This window comes from Acidocella sp. C78 (assembly GCF_907164655.1).
On record NZ_CAJQZK010000098.1, the window covers coordinates 1 to 19,504 of the forward strand.

Annotated in this window: 19 protein-coding genes and 1 pseudogene; 12 read left to right on the forward strand and 8 right to left on the reverse strand. The window is 68.7% G+C overall.

The window, feature by feature from the left end; all coding sequences use genetic code 11:
* On the reverse strand, positions 1–198 hold a 198-nt coding region (locus ACIDOCELLA78_RS95660; RefSeq protein WP_201729749.1), incomplete at its 3' end, for a hypothetical protein.
* A 154-nt stretch (positions 199–352) separates the two neighbouring features.
* Between ACIDOCELLA78_RS95660 and ACIDOCELLA78_RS95665 the strand changes: the two genes are divergently transcribed.
* Genes ACIDOCELLA78_RS95665 through ACIDOCELLA78_RS95675 form a run of 3 tightly spaced genes read left to right on the forward strand, consistent with a single transcriptional unit; the run spans position 353 to position 3,348 of the window.
* Positions 353–1,966, forward strand: a complete 1,614-nt coding sequence (locus ACIDOCELLA78_RS95665) for a cytochrome ubiquinol oxidase subunit I (protein WP_201729750.1) — start codon at positions 353–355, stop codon at positions 1,964–1,966.
* Between the two features lie 12 nt (positions 1,967–1,978).
* Positions 1,979–3,118 (forward strand): cytochrome d ubiquinol oxidase subunit II, encoded by a 1,140-nt coding sequence (cydB, locus tag ACIDOCELLA78_RS95670; protein WP_201729751.1) that lies wholly within the window; start codon positions 1,979–1,981, stop codon positions 3,116–3,118.
* A gap of 17 nt (positions 3,119–3,135) precedes the next feature.
* Entirely contained in the window at positions 3,136–3,348 is a 213-nt protein-coding gene (locus tag ACIDOCELLA78_RS95675) for a hypothetical protein (RefSeq protein WP_201729752.1), read from the forward strand.
* A 214-nt stretch (positions 3,349–3,562) separates the two neighbouring features.
* Here the strand turns inward: ACIDOCELLA78_RS95675 and ACIDOCELLA78_RS95680 are convergent, their stop codons facing one another.
* Complete coding sequence (locus ACIDOCELLA78_RS95680; protein ID WP_249676767.1) at positions 3,563–4,009, reverse strand: hypothetical protein; 447 nt, start codon at positions 4,007–4,009, stop codon at positions 3,563–3,565.
* A gap of 226 nt (positions 4,010–4,235) precedes the next feature.
* Here ACIDOCELLA78_RS95680 and ACIDOCELLA78_RS95685 point away from each other — a divergent pair, with 226 nt between their 5' ends.
* Complete coding sequence (locus ACIDOCELLA78_RS95685; protein WP_249676770.1) at positions 4,236–4,985, forward strand: Crp/Fnr family transcriptional regulator; 750 nt, start codon at positions 4,236–4,238, stop codon at positions 4,983–4,985.
* A gap of 27 nt (positions 4,986–5,012) precedes the next feature.
* Positions 5,013–5,768, forward strand: coding sequence for a CBS domain-containing protein (locus ACIDOCELLA78_RS95690; RefSeq protein ID WP_249676773.1), 756 nt, complete (start codon positions 5,013–5,015; stop codon positions 5,766–5,768).
* Between the two features lie 70 nt (positions 5,769–5,838).
* On the opposite strand, the gene ACIDOCELLA78_RS95695 is transcribed toward ACIDOCELLA78_RS95690, so the two are convergent.
* Together ACIDOCELLA78_RS95695 and ACIDOCELLA78_RS95700 are read right to left on the reverse strand one after the other, a co-directional pair.
* Entirely contained in the window at positions 5,839–7,008 is a 1,170-nt protein-coding gene (locus ACIDOCELLA78_RS95695) for a pyridoxal phosphate-dependent aminotransferase (protein ID WP_201729754.1), read from the reverse strand.
* A gap of 7 nt (positions 7,009–7,015) precedes the next feature.
* Positions 7,016–8,371, reverse strand: a complete 1,356-nt coding sequence (locus ACIDOCELLA78_RS95700; RefSeq protein ID WP_249676776.1) for a gamma-glutamyltransferase — start codon at positions 8,369–8,371, stop codon at positions 7,016–7,018.
* A 204-nt stretch (positions 8,372–8,575) separates the two neighbouring features.
* On the opposite strand from ACIDOCELLA78_RS95700, the gene ACIDOCELLA78_RS95705 reads away from it, so the two are divergent.
* The 7 genes from ACIDOCELLA78_RS95705 (at position 8,576) to lpdA (ending at position 17,829) form a co-directional block, all read left to right on the forward strand.
* Positions 8,576–8,725 carry a DUF2474 family protein gene (locus ACIDOCELLA78_RS95705; protein ID WP_201729755.1) on the forward strand — a complete coding sequence of 50 codons (150 nt, stop codon included), beginning with the start codon at positions 8,576–8,578 and terminating at the stop codon, positions 8,723–8,725.
* Positions 8,726–8,776: 51 nt separating this feature from the next.
* Positions 8,777–9,931, forward strand: a complete 1,155-nt coding sequence (gene zapE / locus ACIDOCELLA78_RS95710; protein WP_201729756.1) for a cell division protein ZapE — start codon at positions 8,777–8,779, stop codon at positions 9,929–9,931.
* Between the two features lie 121 nt (positions 9,932–10,052).
* On the forward strand, positions 10,053–11,249 hold the full coding sequence (sucC, locus tag ACIDOCELLA78_RS95715; RefSeq protein ID WP_201729757.1) for an ADP-forming succinate--CoA ligase subunit beta: 1,197 nt from the start codon (positions 10,053–10,055) through the stop codon (positions 11,247–11,249).
* Positions 11,249–12,124: a succinate--CoA ligase subunit alpha gene (sucD, locus tag ACIDOCELLA78_RS95720; protein WP_201729758.1), complete on the forward strand. Its 876-nt coding sequence runs from the start codon at positions 11,249–11,251 to the stop codon at positions 12,122–12,124. The genes sucC and sucD overlap by 1 nt, the downstream gene beginning before the upstream one ends.
* A gap of 192 nt (positions 12,125–12,316) precedes the next feature.
* On the forward strand, positions 12,317–15,166 hold the full coding sequence (locus tag ACIDOCELLA78_RS95725; protein WP_201729759.1) for a 2-oxoglutarate dehydrogenase E1 component: 2,850 nt from the start codon (positions 12,317–12,319) through the stop codon (positions 15,164–15,166).
* Positions 15,167–15,200: 34 nt separating this feature from the next.
* On the forward strand, positions 15,201–16,427 hold the full coding sequence (gene odhB / locus ACIDOCELLA78_RS95730; protein WP_201729760.1) for a 2-oxoglutarate dehydrogenase complex dihydrolipoyllysine-residue succinyltransferase: 1,227 nt from the start codon (positions 15,201–15,203) through the stop codon (positions 16,425–16,427).
* A gap of 10 nt (positions 16,428–16,437) precedes the next feature.
* Positions 16,438–17,829, forward strand: a complete 1,392-nt coding sequence (gene lpdA / locus ACIDOCELLA78_RS95735) for a dihydrolipoyl dehydrogenase (RefSeq protein ID WP_201729761.1) — start codon at positions 16,438–16,440, stop codon at positions 17,827–17,829.
* A gap of 80 nt (positions 17,830–17,909) precedes the next feature.
* On the opposite strand, the gene ACIDOCELLA78_RS95740 is transcribed toward lpdA, so the two are convergent.
* The 4 genes and pseudogenes from ACIDOCELLA78_RS95740 to ACIDOCELLA78_RS95755 form a co-directional block, all read right to left on the reverse strand.
* Positions 17,910–18,176: a hypothetical protein gene (locus ACIDOCELLA78_RS95740; RefSeq protein WP_249676779.1), complete on the reverse strand. Its 267-nt coding sequence runs from the start codon at positions 18,174–18,176 to the stop codon at positions 17,910–17,912.
* On the reverse strand, positions 18,113–18,589 hold the full coding sequence (locus tag ACIDOCELLA78_RS95745; protein WP_249676783.1) for a metallophosphoesterase: 477 nt from the start codon (positions 18,587–18,589) through the stop codon (positions 18,113–18,115). Before ACIDOCELLA78_RS95745 ends, ACIDOCELLA78_RS95740 begins: the two co-directional genes overlap by 64 nt.
* Positions 18,586–19,212: an MFS transporter gene (locus tag ACIDOCELLA78_RS95750; RefSeq protein WP_249676786.1), complete on the reverse strand. Its 627-nt coding sequence runs from the start codon at positions 19,210–19,212 to the stop codon at positions 18,586–18,588. The genes ACIDOCELLA78_RS95745 and ACIDOCELLA78_RS95750 overlap by 4 nt, the downstream gene beginning before the upstream one ends.
* Positions 19,209–19,504, reverse strand: a pseudogene (locus ACIDOCELLA78_RS95755) (MFS transporter); the annotation flags it as partial. The pseudogene ACIDOCELLA78_RS95755 and the gene ACIDOCELLA78_RS95750, both read right to left, overlap by 4 nt.

Below are 19,504 nucleotides of genomic sequence, written 5' to 3' on the forward strand. Positions count from 1 at the left end.
GAGGGGCTCGACCCGCTGACCGAGGCCGAATTCCGCCGCGCGCTCGCCGGCCTCGCCGCCGGGCGGACGGTGATCGCCATCACCCACCGGCTCGATCACCTGGCCGATGACGACCGCGTGGTGATGCTGGAGCGGGGCCGCATCGTCGCCGACGGAAGCTTCGGCGCGCTCCGCCGGGGCGCGGGGCCTGTGGCGCATCTGTCACGGCTGATCGAGATATCCGCCACTTCTGAGCCCGACTGCAACGGATTGATACAGATCAATGCGGCGCCGGCCCGGCGGTCTAACGGTTGGGGCAATGCCAACCACGGCCGCGCGGTGTCCCCGCCGGTCATCGGGCCAGGAGTTCACCATGATCGACCCGACAGTCGTCGACCTGTCGCGCCTGCAATTCGCGCTGACCGCGCTGTATCACTTCCTCTTCGTTCCGCTGACGCTGGGAATGACCTTCCTGCTCGCGACGATGGAGACGGTCTACGTCATCACCGGCAAGCAGATCTACAAGGACATGGCTCTGTTCTGGGGCAAGCTGTTCGGCATCAACTTCGCCATCGGCGTCGCCACCGGCCTGACCATGGAATTCGAGTTCGGCACCAACTGGTCGATGTATTCGCATTTCGTGGGCGACGTGTTCGGCACCCCGCTCGCCATCGAGGGGCTGATGGCCTTCTTCATGGAGAGCACGTTCATCGGCCTGATGATCTTCGGCTGGGACCGGCTGAGCCGTCCCGCCCATCTCGCCATCACCTATCTCGTCGCCCTTGGCTCGAACCTCTCCGCGCTGTGGATCCTGATCGCCAACGGCTTCATGCAGGACCCCGCCGGGGCCAGGTTCGACCCCGACACGATGCGCATGCAGTTCCACAGCTTCATGTCCCTGGTCTTCAGCCAGGACGCGCAGGCGAAATTCGTCCACACCTCGATCGCCGGCTTCGTCACCGGCTCGATGTTCGTGATGGGCATCTCGGCCTATTACCTGCTGCGCCGCCAGCATCGCGAATTCGCCGCCCGCTCCTTCCGCATCGCGGCGATCTTCGGGCTGATCTCCACCCTCGGCGTGGTCACGCTGGGCGACGCGCTCGGCCGCATGGACTATCTGGTGCAGCCGGCCAAGCTCGCCGCGATGGAAGGCATCTGGCACACCACGAAGGGCCCGGGCGCGCCCTGGCTGATCGCCGCCGTGCCGAACGACCGCACCCAGAAGAACGATTTCGAGATCGGCGTGCCCTATGTGCTGACCCCGCTGGTCGCGCATGCCTGGAACGTCCGCATCCCCGGCATCGACGATCTTGAGAAACAGGCCCAGGCCCGCGCCGCGAAGGGCATCCAGGCGGTGATCGCGCTCAAGCAATATGGCGAAACCCACAGCCCGGCGGCGCTCGCCGCCTTCCGCAAGAACGAGGCGGACATGGGCTACGGCTTCCTCGCCCAGCGCTTCGCGCCGGATCAGGATCTCTCCAAGATCACCCAGGCCAACCTGCCGGCCATCCTGCAAAAGACCGGCCGCGAATCGATCCCCAACGTCTTCGTCGAGTTCTGGAGCTTCCGCCTGATGGTCGGCCTCGGCCTCGCCTTCCTCGCGGTCTTCGCCTTCGGCGCCTATTACAGCCTGCGCAACGAGCTTGAGAAACACCCGCTGGTGATGCGCGCGGCGATGTGGGCGATCCCGCTGCCGGTGCTGGCCTGCGAGTTCGGCTGGATCACCGCCGAGAACGGCCGCCAGCCCTGGACGGTCTATGGCTGGCTGCCGACCTTCCAGTCCGCCTCCAGCCACACGGTCGGCTACATGCTGTTCTCGCTGATCGGCTTCGCGCTGCTCTACAGCCTGTTCATCGCTGCCGAGCTTTACCTGATGTTCAAATACGCCAGGCTCGGCCCCGGCGAGCATGCCCATGCCCACCCGGTCGAGGTCGTCGCCAGCCCGTCGCTGATGCGGCCCGGCTTCGCCGACAAGTCCTGGCAATAAGGAAGTCGCGCCATGGAACTCTATATCGCGCTCAAGGTGATCTGGGCCGTGCTGCTCGGGGTGCTGCTCTGCGGCCTCGGCATCATGGTGGGGATGGACATGGGGGTCGGCGCGCTGCTGCGCTTCGTCGGCCGCACCGATGCCGAGCGCCGCACCGCGCTCGCCGTGATCGGCCCGCACTGGGATGGCAACCAGGTCTGGTTCATCCTCGGCGGCGGCGCCATCTTCGCCGCCTTCCCGACGCTCTACGCCACCTCCTTCTCGACCTTCTACGTGGTGATGATCCTGCTGCTCTTCAGCATGATCATGCGCCCCGTCGCCTTCGAATACCGCTCCAAGGTCGATGCGCGGCGCTGGCGCGCGGCCTGGGACTGGGCGTTCCTGATCTCCGGCGCCCTGCCGATGATCATCTACGGCGCCGCCTTCGGCAACGTGCTCCAGGGGGTCGGCTTCCATTTCGGCTGGGATGGCCAGTACTACCAGGATGAAAGCTTCGTCTGGTACCTGCTCAACCCCTTCGCGGTGATGTGCGGCGTCCTCTCGCTCGCCCTCGCGGTGCATCAGGGCGGGGCGATGCTGATGATCCGCGGCGAGGGCCCGATCGCCGAGCGCGCCCGGCGCTACGCGGTGCCGGCCGGCCTGCTCGCCGCCGCCCTGTTCGCCATCGGCGGCGTCTGGGTCCGCTTCATCAAGGGCTTCGCCTACACCGCCCCGGTCAACCCGGCGATGCCGGCCACCCCGCTCGGCGGCCCCGCGGTCGCGATGCGCGCCGGCGCCTGGATGAACAATTTCCACCAGCACCCGGTGCTCTGGCTGCTGCCGGCCGTGGGCCTGCTCGGCATGATCGCGGGGCCGCTCGCTCTTGCCGCCCGCAAACCCATTCTCGGCTGGTGGCTCGGCGCGCTGGCCTGGATCGGCACGATCTTCACCACCGGGGCGGCGATGTTCCCCTTCCTGATGCCCTCCACCACCGCGCCGGCGCAGAGCCTGACGGTGTGGAACGCCTCGGGCAGCGCCTACAATCTCGGCTGGATGCTGGCCTTCGCGCTGGTCTTCGTGCCGATCATCCTGAGCTACACGGCCTGGGCCTTCCGCGTCATGCGCGGCAAGGTGAAAACCGAGGCCGTCATCGCCAACGACCACTCCTACTGAAGCGGGAGGCACCATCCATGCTGTCCATGATCAAGTTCGTCGCCCTCGGGGGCATTCTGGTCGCCTCCATCCTGCTCGCGGTGGTTACCGGCGACGAGGGCCCCTGGTATTTCGGCTGGCTCGTCGGCACGGTGATGATCGTGCTGATCGCCGCCAGCGGCGCGGTCCTGTTCGAGGCGCAGGAAAGCGCCATGCGCGCCCGCGGCAATCACACCGGCAACACCCACTGAGGAGACCCCCCATGCTCGGCGGACTCGAAGGCCTCATCCTGTTCATCCCGTTCGTCTATCTCGGGCTCTACGTCATCGCCTGGCTCTACGCCCGCCGTCATTTCCCCTGACGGCGAGGCGGCGTCCCCGCACAGGCGCCCGCGCGCGCCCCGATCCGCCGGATCGGGGCGCGTTCGCGTCCGGTCCCAGGTTCATCCGCGCGCTTCGGTCGGGTTCAGAACAGGAACGTATGCTCGCCGGTGCTGCTGACCGCCCGCGCCATGCTGGCGAGCGCATCTGCCGGCATGTCCGGCCCGGTCGAGATGATGCGCATCGCCCCGCACCCGGCTGCCCGCGCCATCGCCGCGAGCCGCGTCGCCATGGCGGCGCGCAGCTCCCGCCCATGCAGCGGGTCCATCACCGCGAAGGGCCGCACCGCCATCACCAGCCCGTGCTCGATATCGCTCATGCACCGATAGCAGGCGAGGCCGCACGGATTGTCGCGCCGCACCCAGCGGATCGTGATCGTCCCCCGCCGGTTCGGGTCCGCCGCCAGCATTCCCCGCGCGTGCCGGCGCCAGCGCGGCAGGTCGAGCCAGGGCTGCACGAGGCGCGCCAGCACGAAACACGGGTCGATCTGCGCCTCGTTCATCGGTTCAATCAGGAATGCCGGTTCGTGCATGTTCCCCATCATCAAAAAGCATGACAGGATTGCCCGCCGCGACATATCCCGCCTTGATCGAAATCAAGCATTACCGCCGCAACCCTCATCAAATGCCGACCCGCAAATGCGTGTCCGTCCTCCCGGTCGATACCATAATGAACAGTCGGTTTAAAATGATTGAGGTTGCACGTGGCAGTTCGACTGGCCTAGACATTAGAAGCTGAGACGTCAGAAGGGCACGCAGATGTTGGAGCAGCGGGATCGGGCGCATCGTTCGCCGATCAATCTTTCCGAAGCCATCATTCCGGGTCTCTGCGCAGGGTGTGGCGCGCGGCATATCGGCCTGTGCGACGCCCTCGCCGATGAAGACCTGCATTTCCTCGCCAGCGTCGCCCGGCAGACCACCGTCGCCCGCGGCCACAGCTTCGCCATCGAGGGCGACAGCGCGCGCTATTTCTTCAACATCAATGCCGGCACCGCGCGGCTGCACAAGGACCTGCCGGATGGCAGGCGGCAGATCACCGGCTTCGTCGGCCCCGGCGATTTCGTCGGCCTCGCCGCCGACGACCGCTACACCTTCAGCGCCGAGGCGATCGAGGATGTCCGCCTCTGCCGGTTCGACCGCACCGAGCTGCGCGGCGTCTTCTCCCGCTTTCCCGCCATCGAGCGCCGCCTGCTCGATGTCGCCTCGCACGAGCTGATCGTCGCCCAGGAACAGATGCTCCTGCTCGGTCGCAAGAGCGCCATCGAGCGGCTCGCCAGCTTCATCGACGGCTGGAGCCGCCGGGCGATCCTGTGCGGCGGCGGCACCGATTCGCTGCGCCTGCCGATGACCCGCACCGATCTTGCGGACTATCTCGGCCTGACCATCGAAACCGTCTCCCGCGCCCTCTCCGCGCTGCGCAAGCAGGGCGTGATCGAGGTGACGCCGGACCACAACATCAGCGTCGTCAGGCCGCACGCCCTGCACGACATCGCCCGCGCCGGCGCCTGATCCGCCGGCAGCGGTTGACGCAGGTCAATGCGCGAGCCGGGCAGGGCGACCATCATCGCCTTCATCCAGAAGGAGGACCCGATGAACGTGCGCGAGATCATGACGGTGGGGCCGCTCACCGTCGAGCCCGAAACCACCCTCGCCGATGCCGGTCGCATCATGCTCGACCAGAACCTCTCGGCCCTTCCTGTCATCGACCGCGGCGGCCGCCTGCTCGGAATCGTCACCGATGGCGACATGCTCCGCCGCCCCGAGCTTGAAACCGTGCCGGAAATCGGCTGGTGGCGCGGCTTCCTGGCGCCGGAAACCTCGGCCCGCCAGTTCGCCCGCACCCGCGGCCGCCATGTCGGCGAAATCATGACCACGCCGGTCCGCAGCGTCGGCCCCGACACGCCGCTGAGCGATGCGATCGACATCATGGAAACCTACCATGTGAAGCAGCTGCCGGTCGTCCAGGGCGAGGTCCTGCTCGGCATGCTCAACCGGCGCAACATCCTCTCCCGCCTGATCACCGCCCTGCTGGTGATCGAGGATACCCCGGTGAGCGACGACGTGGTGGCCACCCGCATCCGCGCCGCCATCGAGAAAACCAACTGGGCGCCCAAGGCGACCATCGAGGTCAGGGTCGATCACGGTGTGGCGACCCTCTCCGGCCCGGTCTTCAGCGATGCCGAGCGGATGGCGCTGATCGTGCTGGCCGAGGGAATCGGCGGCGTCCGCCGGGTCGCCGATGAAATGGTCTATGTCGATCCCACCAGCGGGGTCGCCTTCGGCTCCTACTAGAGCATCATCCGATCAGATGGAAACATCTGATCGGATAAAGATGCTCTATTTATCAATATGATAGGGCGTTTCACCTGCCGGGCGGCGCCGCGGTCAGCCGGCGCGCCGCCTCGGCGATGTCGGTCTCGTCGGCGCAATACGAAAACCGCACGAAATCGCCGCCGCGCGCGGTGTCGAAATCATGCCCCGGTGTCGCGGCGATGTGCAGGTCGTGCAGCATCGCCCGGCAGAATTCGGCGCTGTCCTGCCCGCTCGCGGCGATATCGGCATAGATGTAGAAGGCGCCATCCGCCGGCGAGAGCTTCGTCATCCCGGCGCGGGGCAGGGCGTCGAGCAGCAGGGCGCGCGAGCGGGCATAGGCATCGCGCCGCGCCGCCAGCTCGGCGTGGCAGTCGAACGCCGCCGCCGCCGCGCGCTGGGCGACATGCGGCGCGCAGATGAACATGTTCTGCGCCAGGCACTCCACCGGCCGCACCAGCTCCTCCGGCAGCGCCATCCAGCCGACGCGCCATCCCGTCATCGAGAAATATTTCGAGAACGAGTTGATCACGATCGCCGAGGGGCTGAAGGCGGCGGCGGTCGCGGCCGTCTTGCCATAGGTCAGGCCATGATAGATCTCGTCGCTGATCAGCCGGATACCGTTCGCATGGCAATGCCGGGCGAGGGCGGCGAGGTCGTCGGGGTGCAGCATCGCCCCGGTCGGATTGGCCGGCGAGGCGATCAGCAGCCCGTCCGGCTGCGGATCGAGCGCCTCGATCATCGCCACCGTCGGCTGGAACCCGGTCGCCTCGGTCGCCGGCAGCAGCAGCGGCCGCAGCCCGAGCGCGGTCATGATGTTCAGATAGGGCGGATAGCACGGCGCGGCGAGGGCGATCGTATCCCCCGGCTCGAAGGCGGCGAGGAAGGCCAGCGGAAACCCGCCCGAGGCCCCGGCGGTCACCGCGATGCGCGCGGCCGGCAGGTCGAGCCCGTACCAGTCGGCGTAATGCGCCGCGATCCGCTGGCGCAGCCCGGCAAGGCCCAGCGCCTCGGTATAGCCGAGCGGATCACCCCCCGCCATCGCGGCGGCGATGGCGCGGCGCACCCCCTCCGGCGCGCCGGCGCCGGGCTGGCCGACTTCCATGCGGATCACCCGCCGGTTCGCCGCCGCCGGACTCGCGGCGAGCGCGTTGGCCGCCGAAATCACGTCCATCACCAGAAAGGGCGGAACCCGCGCCGCCGTGCCGGTTTTCAGTGCCATCGCCGCCTCAGCGCGACCCGATGGCGAGCCCGCCGCCGCGCGGATCGGCGGCGGCGGCGCAGGAGTGCGGCGCGCCCGGCAGCGTGCCGGAACAGGCGATCGCATTCGCCCGGCCCGGCGCCGGCACCGGATGCGGCATCGCCTGGCCGGCGCGCAGCGATTCGGCCATCGCCGCCCCGGCGGCGAGCGGCGCGCCCGCCTGTCCCGACCCCGTCGTCACCGCGCGGAACGCGCCATCCGTAGTCGCCAGCGCCACGCTCAGCAGCGGCGGGCTGACCCGCCTGGGCGAGGCGGCGAGCAGGATGCCGGTCCCCGTGGCGATCCGCCCGGTGCCGAACAGGTTGTTCATCGTCGTCGCACAGCCGACCACGCCGCCCTTCGCATCGGCGATCGCATATCCCGCCGAGGCCGGCAGCGCGCCGAACCCGGTCACATGCCGCGCGGCGGCGGCGGCGGCGATCGCATCGCGCCCCGCCCCGGCGAGATCGTCCGGCGCGTTCGCAAGCGCCTCGATCGCCGCGCGCGTGCCGATCCCGGCGGCGGTCGGCGGCAGCGCGATCTCGGCGCCGAGCGCCTGAACGATATCCGGGCTGGCATAGCGCGCGGCATCGGCCCGCAGGTCCGTCGCCGTCAGCCCCGCGCCCGCCTCCGCCGCCCCGGCGAGCAGGCTGTCAGCCAGATGCCCCTGGTAGAAGCTCAGCACCCCGCCGCTCTGCAACCGTGCGAGCGTGGCGGCGAGGTCCGGCTGGCGCAGCGTCTCGCCGGCCTGCAACAGCCGGCCGTCGGGGGTGGCGAACACGTTGCGCGCCGCCGGATCGGCCAGCAGCGCATCGCCCACCACGCCAAGATCGGCCGCCAGCGCGCGCGACACCGGCACGCCGCCGCCGGCCATGGAGGCGGCGGGCGCGATATCGGCGGCGAGCGGCAGGGCGCCGTAGCGCGCCTGCATGGCGAGCAGCCCGCGCGCCATCTGCGGCACCGCCGCCGGGCGCGAGGCCCCGGCCTGGCTGCCGCGCGGCGTGCCGGGCGGGAACAGCAGCGCGACCGGCCGGCCGGTGCCGCCCTCGTCATGCGGCATGTCGATGAGGCAGACGGCGCCGCCGCCGAGCCCGGCGCGCGAGGGCAGCGTCACGCCGAGCGCGAACCCCGCCGCCACCGCGGCGTCCACCGCGTTGCCGCCTTTCTGCAACACCTCGTGCGCGGCGACGCTCGCCTCCGGCACCGGGGTGACGACGAAACCCGTCACCGGCGCCTGCGGCCGCGGCTCGCCCAGCCGGGCGTTGCCGCCGCCGCCGACAAGGTCGTTCGTCAGGCCGCAGCCGGCGAGCAGAAGAGCGGCGGCGAGCGGGGCGGTGCGGCGCAAGATCGACAAATTCGCCATCCTCGTGACTGTGGAATACGACAGGAGAGACACCGGGATAACCGCCTTCGCCCGGCCGGGCAACACGGAAGCCATCCAGCCCCGCGCCGGGCGCGGGTTGCGCCGCCGCCCCCGCACCCCAATTCGGCGGCATCGAGGGGGGCGCGCCGCCCGCCCGCGGGCACGATGCAGCAGGAGACCGCAACAATGCTGACGACGATCGACGCGTGGCTGAACCGCACTTTGCGCAACCATAACAAGTTGCGCAAACTGGCCTGGTTCTCGCTCATTTATGTCGCGAGCGTGATCGCTTTTGGAATCTTCGCCTTCGCCCTGCAATCCCTCGTCCCCGCCTGACCACCGGGCCGATGTTGCGCCGCCGCATGGAGTGCGCTACCCGCCCTGCTCATGCTCATGAAGGCTCCAGAGCGGACCGATGACGGATTGATGTCGGCCTACCGGGCGCGGATCGAGGCCGGCACGATCCTGCCGGACCCGGTGCAGCGCCGCGCCGCCGAGCGTCTGCACGAACTCTGGTCCCGCCTGCGCGGCTACGATCCCACGCCCAAGGCCCTGCCCAATGGCTGGCTCGGCCGCCTGCTCAACAAGAAGCGGGTGGACGAGGTGCCGGAGGACTACCCCTCCGGTCTCTATCTCGTGGGCGAGGTCGGGCGCGGCAAGTCCATGCTGATGGACCTGTTCTTCGCCGCCGCCGAGGTGCCGCGCAAGCGCCGGGTACATTTCCACGAATTCATGCAGCAGGCCCATGCGCGGCTTCACCGGCTGCGCGCCGAGCGGCCCGACGCCGATGCGGTACTCGCCCTCGCCGACCTCATCGCCGCCGACTCCGTGCTGCTCTGCTTCGACGAGTTCCAGGTCCACGACATCGGCGACGCGATGATCCTCGCCCGCCTGTTCGAGGCGCTGTTCGCCCGCGCCGTCGTCGTCGTCGCCACGTCCAACACCCTGCCGGACGATCTCTACCGCAACAAGCCGGGCTATGAGAGCTTCCGCCCCTTCATCGCCCTGCTCAAGCGCCATCTCGACGTGATGGTGCTCGATGGCGGGCGCGACTACCGGCGCGAGCGGGTGCGCGGTGCGCGCAACTGGTACGTCCCCGCGGATGGCCGCGCCGAGCGCGCTCTCGATGATGTGTTCGCCGAACTCACCGGCGGCGCGACCCCGTGCGCCGAAACCCTCACCGTCTTCGGCCGCAAGCTCGCCGTGCCGCTCGCCGCCAGCGGCGTCGCCCGGTTCGACTTCGCGGCCCTCTGCGCCCAGGCGCTCGGCTCGGGGGATTATCTCGCCCTCGCCACCCATTACGACACCGTGCTGATCGACGGGATTCCCCGCCTGTCGCCGGACAATTTCGACGAGGCGCGGCGCTTCATCACCCTGATCGACGCGCTCTACGAGCACCGGGTGAAGCTCTACGCCTCGGCCGCGGCGGAACCCGCCGCCCTCTACACCTCGGGCGAGGGGGTCGCGATCTTCGAGCGCACCGTCTCCCGCCTCGAGGAAATGCGCAGCGAGGCCTATTTCGCCCTCGCGCATCTCACCTGAGATGCGGTTGCGCCGTCCCGGCCATTGGTCTAGGCCGCACGACGGCGGCTCCGCCCGGGACGGACGGCGCGCAGGCAATCGGTTTCGAGTGACAGGCGAATGATCACCGTAAGGGGGCCCAATGAACATACATGAATACCAGGCCAAGGAATTGCTGAAATCCTATGGCGTCGCGGTGCTGGACGGGCATGTCGCCTGGACCGGCGAGGAGGCCGCCGAGGCGGCGCGCAAGCTTCCCGGCCCGGTCTATGTCGTGAAGTCGCAGATCCATGCCGGCGGCCGCGGCGCCGGCCATTTCAAGGACGATCCCGAGGGCAAGGGCGGTGTCCGCCTCGCGAAATCCCCCGAGGACGTCGCCGCCGCCGCCGAGGCGATGCTCGGCAACACGCTGGTGACCAAGCAGACCGGCCCGGCCGGCCGCGTCGTCCGCCGCGTCTATGTCGAGGCCGGCTGCGACATCAAGCGCGAGCTTTACCTCTCGCTGCTGGTCGACCGCGCGAAATCCGAGATCGTCATCATGGCCTCGACCGAGGGCGGCATGGAGATCGAGGAAGTCGCCGAGACGCACCCCGAGAAAATCCTCCGCGTCGCGGTCGATCCGGCGAGCGGCATCTCCGGCTTCCACGCCCGCCGCCTCGGCTTTGGCCTCGGGCTCGACGCCACCCAGATGAAGGCCTTCGCGAAATTCGTGAACGCGATGTACAAGGCTTTCGTGGCACTCGATTGCGCGATCGTCGAGATCAACCCGCTGGTCGTCACCGGCGCCGGCGAGGTCGTCGCGCTCGACGCCAAGGTCAGCTTCGACGACAACGCGCTCTACCGTCACCCCGATCTCGAAAAGCTGCGCGACGAGGCCGAGGAAGACCCGAAGGAACTCGAAGCCGCCAAGCACAGCCTGAACTACGTGGCGCTGGATGGCTCGATCGGCTGCATGGTCAACGGCGCCGGCCTCGCGATGGCGACGATGGACATCATCAAGCTCTACGGCGCCGAGCCCGCGAACTTCCTCGATGTCGGCGGCGGCGCGACCAAGGAGCGCGTCACCGCGGCCTTCAAGATCATCCTGTCGGACCCGAATGTCGAAGGCATCCTGGTCAACATCTTCGGCGGCATCATGCGCTGCGACGTGATCGCCGAGGGCGTGGTCGCCGCGGCGCGCGAGGTCTCGCTCTCGGTGCCGCTGGTCGTCCGCCTCGAGGGCACCAACGTGCAGCTCGGCAAGGACATCCTCTCCAAATCCGGCCTGCCCATCATCGCGGCCGACAATCTCGCTGACGCGGCGCAGAAGATCGTCGCCGCCGTGAAGGAGGCCGCATAATGGCTATTCTCGTCAACGCCGAAACCAAGGTCATCACCCAGGGCTTCACCGGCGCGCAGGGCACCTTCCACTCCGAACAGGCGATCGCCTACGGCACCAAGGTGATGGGCGGCGTCACCCCGGGCAAGGGCGGCACCCGCCATCTCGACCTGCCGGTGTTCGACACCGTGGCCGAGGCCCGCGAGGCGACCGGCGCCGATGCGAGCGCGATCTACGTCCCGCCGCCCTTCGCGGCGGACGCCATCCTCGAGGCGATCGACGCCGAGATCCCGCTGATCGTCTGCATCACCGAGGGTATTCCGGTGCTCGACATGGTGAAGGTCCACCGCGCGCTCGCCGGCTCGAAATCGATCCTGGTCGGGCCGAACTGCCCGGGCGTCATCACCCCGGATGCCTGCAAGATCGGCATCATGCCGGGGCACATCCACCGCCGCGGCAAGGTCGGCATCGTCTCGCGCTCCGGCACGCTCACCTACGAGGCGGTGGCGCAGACCACCGCGGCCGGGCTCGGCCAGTCGAGCTGTGTCGGCATCGGCGGCGATCCGGTGAAGGGGCTCGATTTCGTTGACGTTCTGGAAATGTTTCTGGCCGATGATGAAACCGAGGCATTGATCATGATCGGTGAAATCGGTGGGCAGAGCGAGATCGAGGCGGCCGAGTTCCTGGCGCGCAACAAGGTGAAGAAACCCACCGTGGGCTTCATCGCCGGCGTCACCGCGCCGCCGGGCCGTCGCATGGGCCATGCCGGCGCCGTGATCTCCGGCGGGCGCGACACCGCGCAGGCCAAGATCGAGGCGATGAAAGCCGCCGGAATCCATGTGGCCGACAGCCCGGCCTCGCTGGGCAGCACCATGGTCAAGGCGCTTCGCGCGTAACGCCGAGGTCGTCGGGTTTGTCGCACCGTTTCCGATCGCGGGGGCTTCATGCAAGGAAAGCATCCCAGAGGCGATTGTCGGCGGTGCAACGGCCGCACCGATTGGACTATGTCACGAACACGATTTTCGAAACGCGCCGGCTCCGTGCCGGCGCGAACTCCATGAGCCCAACACGGCCGAGGGACATCTGAGATGGCGGGTGTGGATATTCTTGCGACTGCGATGAATGGCGGCAACGCGGCCTTCATCGCCAACCTCTACGCGAAATGGGTCGAGGCTCCCGATTCGGTCGATCCGGATTTCGCCAGCCTGTTCGCCGCCCTCGGCGACGATGCGCGATCGGTGCTGGGCGATGCGGCCGGCGCCTCCTGGGCGCCGCGACCGGTCAGCTTCGAGCGACCCGCCGCCCCGGCCGCGCCGGGCAAGGAGGCGCCACTCTCCCGACAGGGCACGATCGATTCGATCCGTGCCCTGATGTTCATCCGGGCCTATCGCGTGCGCGGCCATCTCCAAGCCGATCTCGATCCGCTCGGCCTGCGCCGGCCCGGCCCCCACCCCGAGCTTGATCCCGCGAGCTACGGCTTCACCGACGCCGACATGGACCGGCCGATCTTCATCGACATGGTGCTGGGCCGCGAAACCGCGACGATGCGCGAGATCATCGCCATCCTGCGCGAGAGCTATTGCGGCAAGATCGGCGTCGAGTTCATGCACATCCAGGACCCCGAGCAGAAATCCTGGATTCAGCGCCGCGTCGAGGGTGCGCCCTGGCGCACCGCGCTCGACGCGGCCGGCAAGCGCCGCGTCCTCACCCAGCTCACCGAGGCCGAGGGCTTCGAGACCTTCTGCCAGCGCCGCTATGTCGGCACCAAGCGCTTCGGCCTCGAAGGCGGCGAAAGCACCATCCCCGCGCTGCACGCCATCATCGAGACGGCGGCGGAGAGCGGTGTGGGCGAAATCGCCATCGGCATGCCGCATCGCGGCCGGCTCAACACGCTGGTCAACATCGTCAAGAAACCCTTCACCGCGGTCTTCTCCGAATTCGGCGGCGAGAGCTTCAAGCCGGATGCGGTGCAGGGCTCGGGCGACGTCAAATACCATCTCGGCACCTCGACCGACCTGACGATCGCCGGCCGCAAGGTGCATCTCTCGCTGCAACCCAACCCCTCGCATCTCGAGGCGGTCGATCCCGTGGTCGCCGGCAAGGTACGCGCCCGGCAGGACATGGCGGGCGACACCCGCGGCCGCCGCTCGGTCATGGGCATCCTCATGCATGGCGACGCCGCCTTCGCCGGCCAGGGCCTGGTCTACGAAACCCTGGCGATGAGCCAGCTCATCGGCTACCGCACCGGCGGCACGATACATATCGTGGTGAACAACCAGATCGGCTTCACCACCGTGCCGGCCCACGCCTATTCCGGCCTCTACTGCACCGATGTCGCCAAATCCGTGCAGTCGCCGATTTTCCACGTGAACGGCGACGATCCCGAGGCGGTGGTCTTCGTCGCCCGGCTCGCCACCGAGTTCCGCCAGGAATTCGGGGTGGACGTGGTGATCGACCTGGTCTGCTACCGCCGCCACGGCCATAACGAGACCGACGAGCCCGCCTTCACCCAGCCGCTGATGTATCAGGCGATCCGCGGCCGCAAGACCACCCGCACCCTCTACGCCGAGCGCCTCGCCGCCGAGGGCGCGGTCGGCACCGCCGAATCCGACCAGATCCACAAGGATTTCGTCGCCACCCTGGAAGAGGCCTACAAGGCCGCCGCCAGCTACAAGCCCAACAAGGCGGACTGGCTGGAAGGCCACTGGGCCGGCCTCAACTCCGCGCGCGACGAGGAGGGCGAGACCGAGGAACCCACCGCCATCACCCTCGAAACGCTGCGCCGCATCGGCGAGTCCCTCGCCCACGTCCCCGAGGGCTTCGAGGTCAACCCGAAAATCGCCCGCCAGCTCGAAGCCAAGGCCGAGATGATCCGCACCGGCGAGGGGATCGACTGGGCGACCGGCGAGGCCCTGGCCTTCGGCTCCCTCCTGCTCGAAGGCCATCGCGTCCGCCTCTCCGGCGAGGACTGCCAGCGCGGCACGTTCAGCCAGCGCCACGCCGTGCTGATCGACCAGACCAACCAGAACGAATACGTCCCGCTCAACAATATCGACGAGGCGCAGTCCCGCATCGAGATCTTCAACTCGCTGCTCTCCGAGGCCGGCGTGCTCGGCTTCGAATACGGCTACTCGCTGGCCGACCCGCGCACCCTGGTGCTCTGGGAAGGCCAGTTCGGCGACTTCGCCAATGGCGCGCAGGTCATCATCGACCAGTTCATCGCCGCCGGCGAGAGCAAGTGGCTGCGCATGTCCGGCCTGACCATGCTGCTGCCGCATGGCTATGAAGGGCAGGGGCCTGAACACTCCTCCGCCCGCCCCGAGCGCTTCCTCCAGCTCTGCGCCGAGAACAACATGGCGGTGTGCAACATCACCACCCCGGCCAATTATTTCCACGCGCTGCGCCGCCAGCTCAAGCGGAACTTCCGCAAGCCGCTGATCATCATGACGCCGAAATCCCTGCTGCGGCACAAGCTCGCGATCTCGGCGCTGGAGGACATGACCAACGGCTCCGCCTTCCGCACCGTCATCCCCGAGACCGACGCGCTGGCGGCCCCCGAGAAAATCCGCCGCGTCGTGCTCTGCTCCGGCAAGGTCTATTACGACCTGCTCGCCGAGCGGCGCGACCGCGGGATCGACGATGTCGCGATCGTGCGGATCGAGCAGCTCTATCCCTTCCCCAAGAAGGCGCTGAAGGCCGCGATCGAGGCTTACGTGAACGCCGAGGTGATCTGGTGCCAGGAAGAGCCCGAGAACATGGGCTACTGGCACTTCCTCGACCGCCGGATCGAGGCGGCGCTGGAGTGCGCCGCGACGAAAATGGCCGCCTCGCGCCCGCGCTTCGCCGGCCGCAAGGCGGCGGCGAGCCCGGCGACGGGGCTTGCGAAAATCCACGCCGCCGAGCAGACGGCCCTGGTCAGGGAAGCGCTCGGCGTCTGAGGCGCGGGCAGGAACAGGAAGTAAGGCAGGAAGCATGAGCACCGAAATCAAGGTTCCCACCCTCGGCGAGAGCGTGACCACCGCGACCGTCGCGCGCTGGATCAGGAAAGTGGGCGAAACCGTCGCCCAGGACGAGCCGATCGTCGAGCTGGAGACCGACAAGGTCACCGTCGAGGTCAACGCGCCGCAGGCCGGCACGATCGAGGCGATCGCCGCCGATGAGGGGGCCGAGGTCGAGGTCGGCGCCCTGCTCGGCACGCTCGGCGCCGGCGCCGGCGCCGCGCCGAAACCGGCCGAGCCCGCGGCGGAAGCCCGCCCGGCCGCCAACCCGCAGCCCGGCGTCAACCCGCCGCCGCCGCCCTCCGGCCCGGTCGCCCGCAGCGGCCACGCGCCGATGCCCGCCGCGCAAAAGATGATGACCGAGCAGAAGATCGACGCCGCCCGGGTCGATGGCACCGGCAAGGACGGCCGCATCACCAAGGGCGACGTGCTCGCCTTCATCGAGACGCCGGCCGCCGCCCCGGCGCCCGCAGCGCCCAAGGCCCAGCGCGCCGCCGATGCCCGCGAGGAACGGGTGAAGATGACCCGCCTGCGCAAGACCATCGCCGCCCGGCTGAAGGAAGCGCAGAACACCGCCGCCATGCTCACCACCTTCAACGAGGTGGACATGGGCCCGGTGATGGCGCTGCGCTCCGAATACAAGGACGTGTTCGAGAAGAAGCACAAGGGCGTCCGCCTCGGCTTCATGAGCTTCTTCGTCCGCGCCTGCGTCGCCGCGCTGCGCGAGTTCCCGGCGGTCAACGCCGAGATCGACGGCGACGAGATCGTCTACAAGAACTTCGTCAACATGGGCATCGCCGTCTCCAGCCCCTCCGGCCTCGTCGTGCCGGTGCTGCGCGACGCCGACCAGATGAACGTCCCGCAGATCGAGGGCGCCATCGCCGATTTCGGCAAGCGCGCCCGTGACGGCGCGCTGAAGCTCGACGAGCTTTCGGGCGGGTCGTTCTCCATCACCAATGGCGGCGTGTTCGGCTCGTTGATGTCCACGCCGATCATCAACCCGCCGCAATCCGCCATCCTCGGCATGCATAAAATCCAGGATCGCCCGATGGCGGTCGGCGGCAAGGTCGAGATCCGGCCGATGATGTATCTCGCGCTGTCCTACGACCACCGCATCATCGATGGCCGCGAGGCGGTCTCCTTCCTCGTCCGGGTGAAGGAAAGCATCGAGGACCCCCGCCGCCTGCTGCTGGACATCTGAGGAGAGCGTCATGGCCGATCAGTTCGACGTCATCGTCATCGGGGCCGGTCCGGGCGGCTATGTCTGCGCCATCCGCGCGGCCCAGCTCGGCATGAAGGTCGCGTGCGTGGAAAAGCGCGCGACCCTCGGCGGCACCTGCCTCAATGTGGGCTGCATCCCCTCCAAGGCGCTGCTGCAATCCTCCGAGAACTACCACGAGCTTCTGCACGGCTTCGCCCGCCACGGCGTCACCGCCGAAAACGTCGCCTTCGATCTCGGCAAGATGATGGGCCACAAGGACGAGGTCGTCGGCGCCAACACCAAGGGCGTCGAGTTCCTCTTCAAGAAGAACAAGGTCACCTGGCTCAAGGGCGCCGCGTCCTTCAAGTCCGCCAGCACCATCGTGGTCGACGGCAAGGAATACGCCGCGAAACACATCGTCATCGCCACCGGCAGCGAAAGCGTGCCGCTGCCCGGCGTCGAGGTCGACGAGACGCAGATCGTCACCTCCACCGGCGCCATCGCGCTGGCGAGCGTGCCGAAACATCTCGTGGTGATCGGCGGCGGCTATATCGGCCTCGAACTCGGCAGCGTCTGGCGCCGCCTCGGCGCCGAGGTCACCGTGGTCGAGTTCCTCGACCGTCTGGTGCCGACGATGGATGGCGAGGTCGCCACCGCCTTCCAGAAAACCCTCGGCAAGCTCGGCATGAAGTTCAAGCTCGGCACCAAGGTCACCGGCGCCTCGAAGACCGCGAAGGGCGTCACCCTCACGCTCGAACCCGCCAAGGGCGGTGCCGCCGAAACGCTGGAGGCCGATGTCGTCCTCGTCGCGATCGGCCGCCGCGCCCATACCGAGGGTCTCGGGCTCGATGCGGTCGGTGTCGCCACCGACGAGCGCGGCCGGGTCCGGACGAATGGCCATTTCGCCACCAATGTGCCGGGCATCTACGCGATCGGCGATGTCATCGCCGGCCCGATGCTCGCCCACAAGGCCGAGGAAGAGGGCGTCGCCCTCGCCGAACTGCTGGCCGGGCAGGCGGGCCATGTGAATTACGGCGCCATCCCCGGCGTCGTCTACACCTGGCCCGAAGTCGCCTCCGTCGGCAAGACCGAGGAGGAGCTGAAAGCCGAAGGTCTGGCCTACAAGGTCGGCAAGTTCCCCTTCATGGCCAATGGCCGCGCCCGCGCCATGGGCGAGACCGACGGCTTCGTGAAACTCCTCTCCGACAAGACGACCGACAAGCTGCTCGGCGCCCATATCATCGGCCCGGATGCCGGCACGATCATCGCCGAGCTGGTGCTGGCGATCGAGTTCGGCGCCTCCGCCGAGGATATCGCCCGCACCAGCCACGCCCATCCCTCGCTCAACGAGGCGGTGAAGGAAGCGGCCCTGGCGGTCGACGGGCGGGCGCTGCACATCTGACAATTCGTCGGATGAACTAACCTTGGCATGTCCCGATCTCCGCCCTGGAGATCGGGACATACTCATCTCCGTTCAGGAGATCAGGGCAAATCGATATCCAGCCAGGACAGGTGTCCGCCCTTGCCGGCGCCGGTATCCATCATAACCGCCCGCCCGCCGCCGCGCCCTTCCAGCGTCAGCGGCCGGCCGTTGGTGCTGCGCTGGTCGTGGCCGCAATAAACCGTCATGCCCTCGGGAATCCGGTCCACCCAGTCGAGCACGCGCTCGGGCTTGCCCATCGCCGTCACCCGCCCGGTGGTCTGGCCATAGAGCGCGCGGGCCAGCAAGCGGTCGCGCTTGCCCGCCATCGTCCGCGCGGGGTAAACAACATCGCCGGGTCGAACCCGCCATGCACGAACACCGCCCGCCCGGCGACGATCCAGGCCGGCGCCCGGCCAATCTCCGCCACCGCCCGCGCCGCCGTCGCCGGATCGAGCGACGCGATTGTGGCCGCGAGCGCCTCGCCCACCTGCACGCTGTCGCCGCGCAGCGCGCGGGCCAGCTTGTAGTCGTGATTGCCGAGCAGGAAGAGCCCGCGCCCCGCATCCAGCAGGCCGAACATCAGCCGCAGCGCGCCCGGCGTGTCCGGCCCGTCATCCACCAGGTCGCCGAGCTGAACGATGAAGCGCTCCGTGGCACAGGCCGCGGCGAAGGCAGCGGAATCGCCATGCACGTCCCCCACCACCCGCAGCTTCGCGCCCGGCGGCGGCAGCGCCGTCACGCCCGCACCGCGATCGCCGCGCGCAGCTCCTCCTGCGCCGCCCGGTCGATCGGGAAGCGCCGCATGATCGCGGCGGCGGCGATCTTCAGCGCCGCCGGCACGCCGCAATAGAGCACGAGAAGAAACATGACCTGCATCGACCCGTTCTGGCCGTGGGTCGAAAATCCCGCAAGCCCCAGCAGCGGAAAGGCGATGCCCGGCGCCAGCGCGTTGCCGGCCTTCTGCGCCATCGTCGCCGCGGCGAAATACAGCCCCGCCCGCCTCTCCCCGCTCGCCAGCTCGTCGACATCGACGACATCCGCCTGAATCGCCGGCGGAATGGTGAAATCCGCCCCCAGCCCGGCGCCGGTGAACAGGCTGATCACGCCGAACCAGACCAGCGGATGCGCCGTGCGCAGGATCGTCGGCACGAAGGCGAAGGCGACGCCCGAAACCGCCATCGCGATCGTCCAGGCCCGGTGCTTGCCCACCCGCACCGACAGCGTCAGCCACAGCGGCACCGAGACGACGCCGGCCGCGAAATAGACCAGCAGGATCGGCCCCGAGGCATCCGGCGCGTGCAGCACCTTGTCGAACACGATCAGAATCAACGCCGCCGGCAGCCCGTTCGCCAGCCCGTTCACCGCCAGGCCAGAATCAGCCGGCGGAACGGCGCATTGCCGCCGATCAGAAGCAGCGCCGCGCCAAGCCCCGCCGGCGCCGCGCGCCGCACGGCGGGCGGGTCCGGCACCGCGACCAGCGCGAGCGCCACCGCCGGCCCCGCCAGACCGATCGTCAGCAGCGCGAGCAGATGCGCCTGCCCGACATGCGCGGTGATGCCGAGCAGCACCGGTGCCAGCGCCGAGATCAGGATGCCGAGAATGGTGCCGCCCTCGCGCAGGCTGGTGATCCGCTGGCGCTCGGCATACTCGTCCG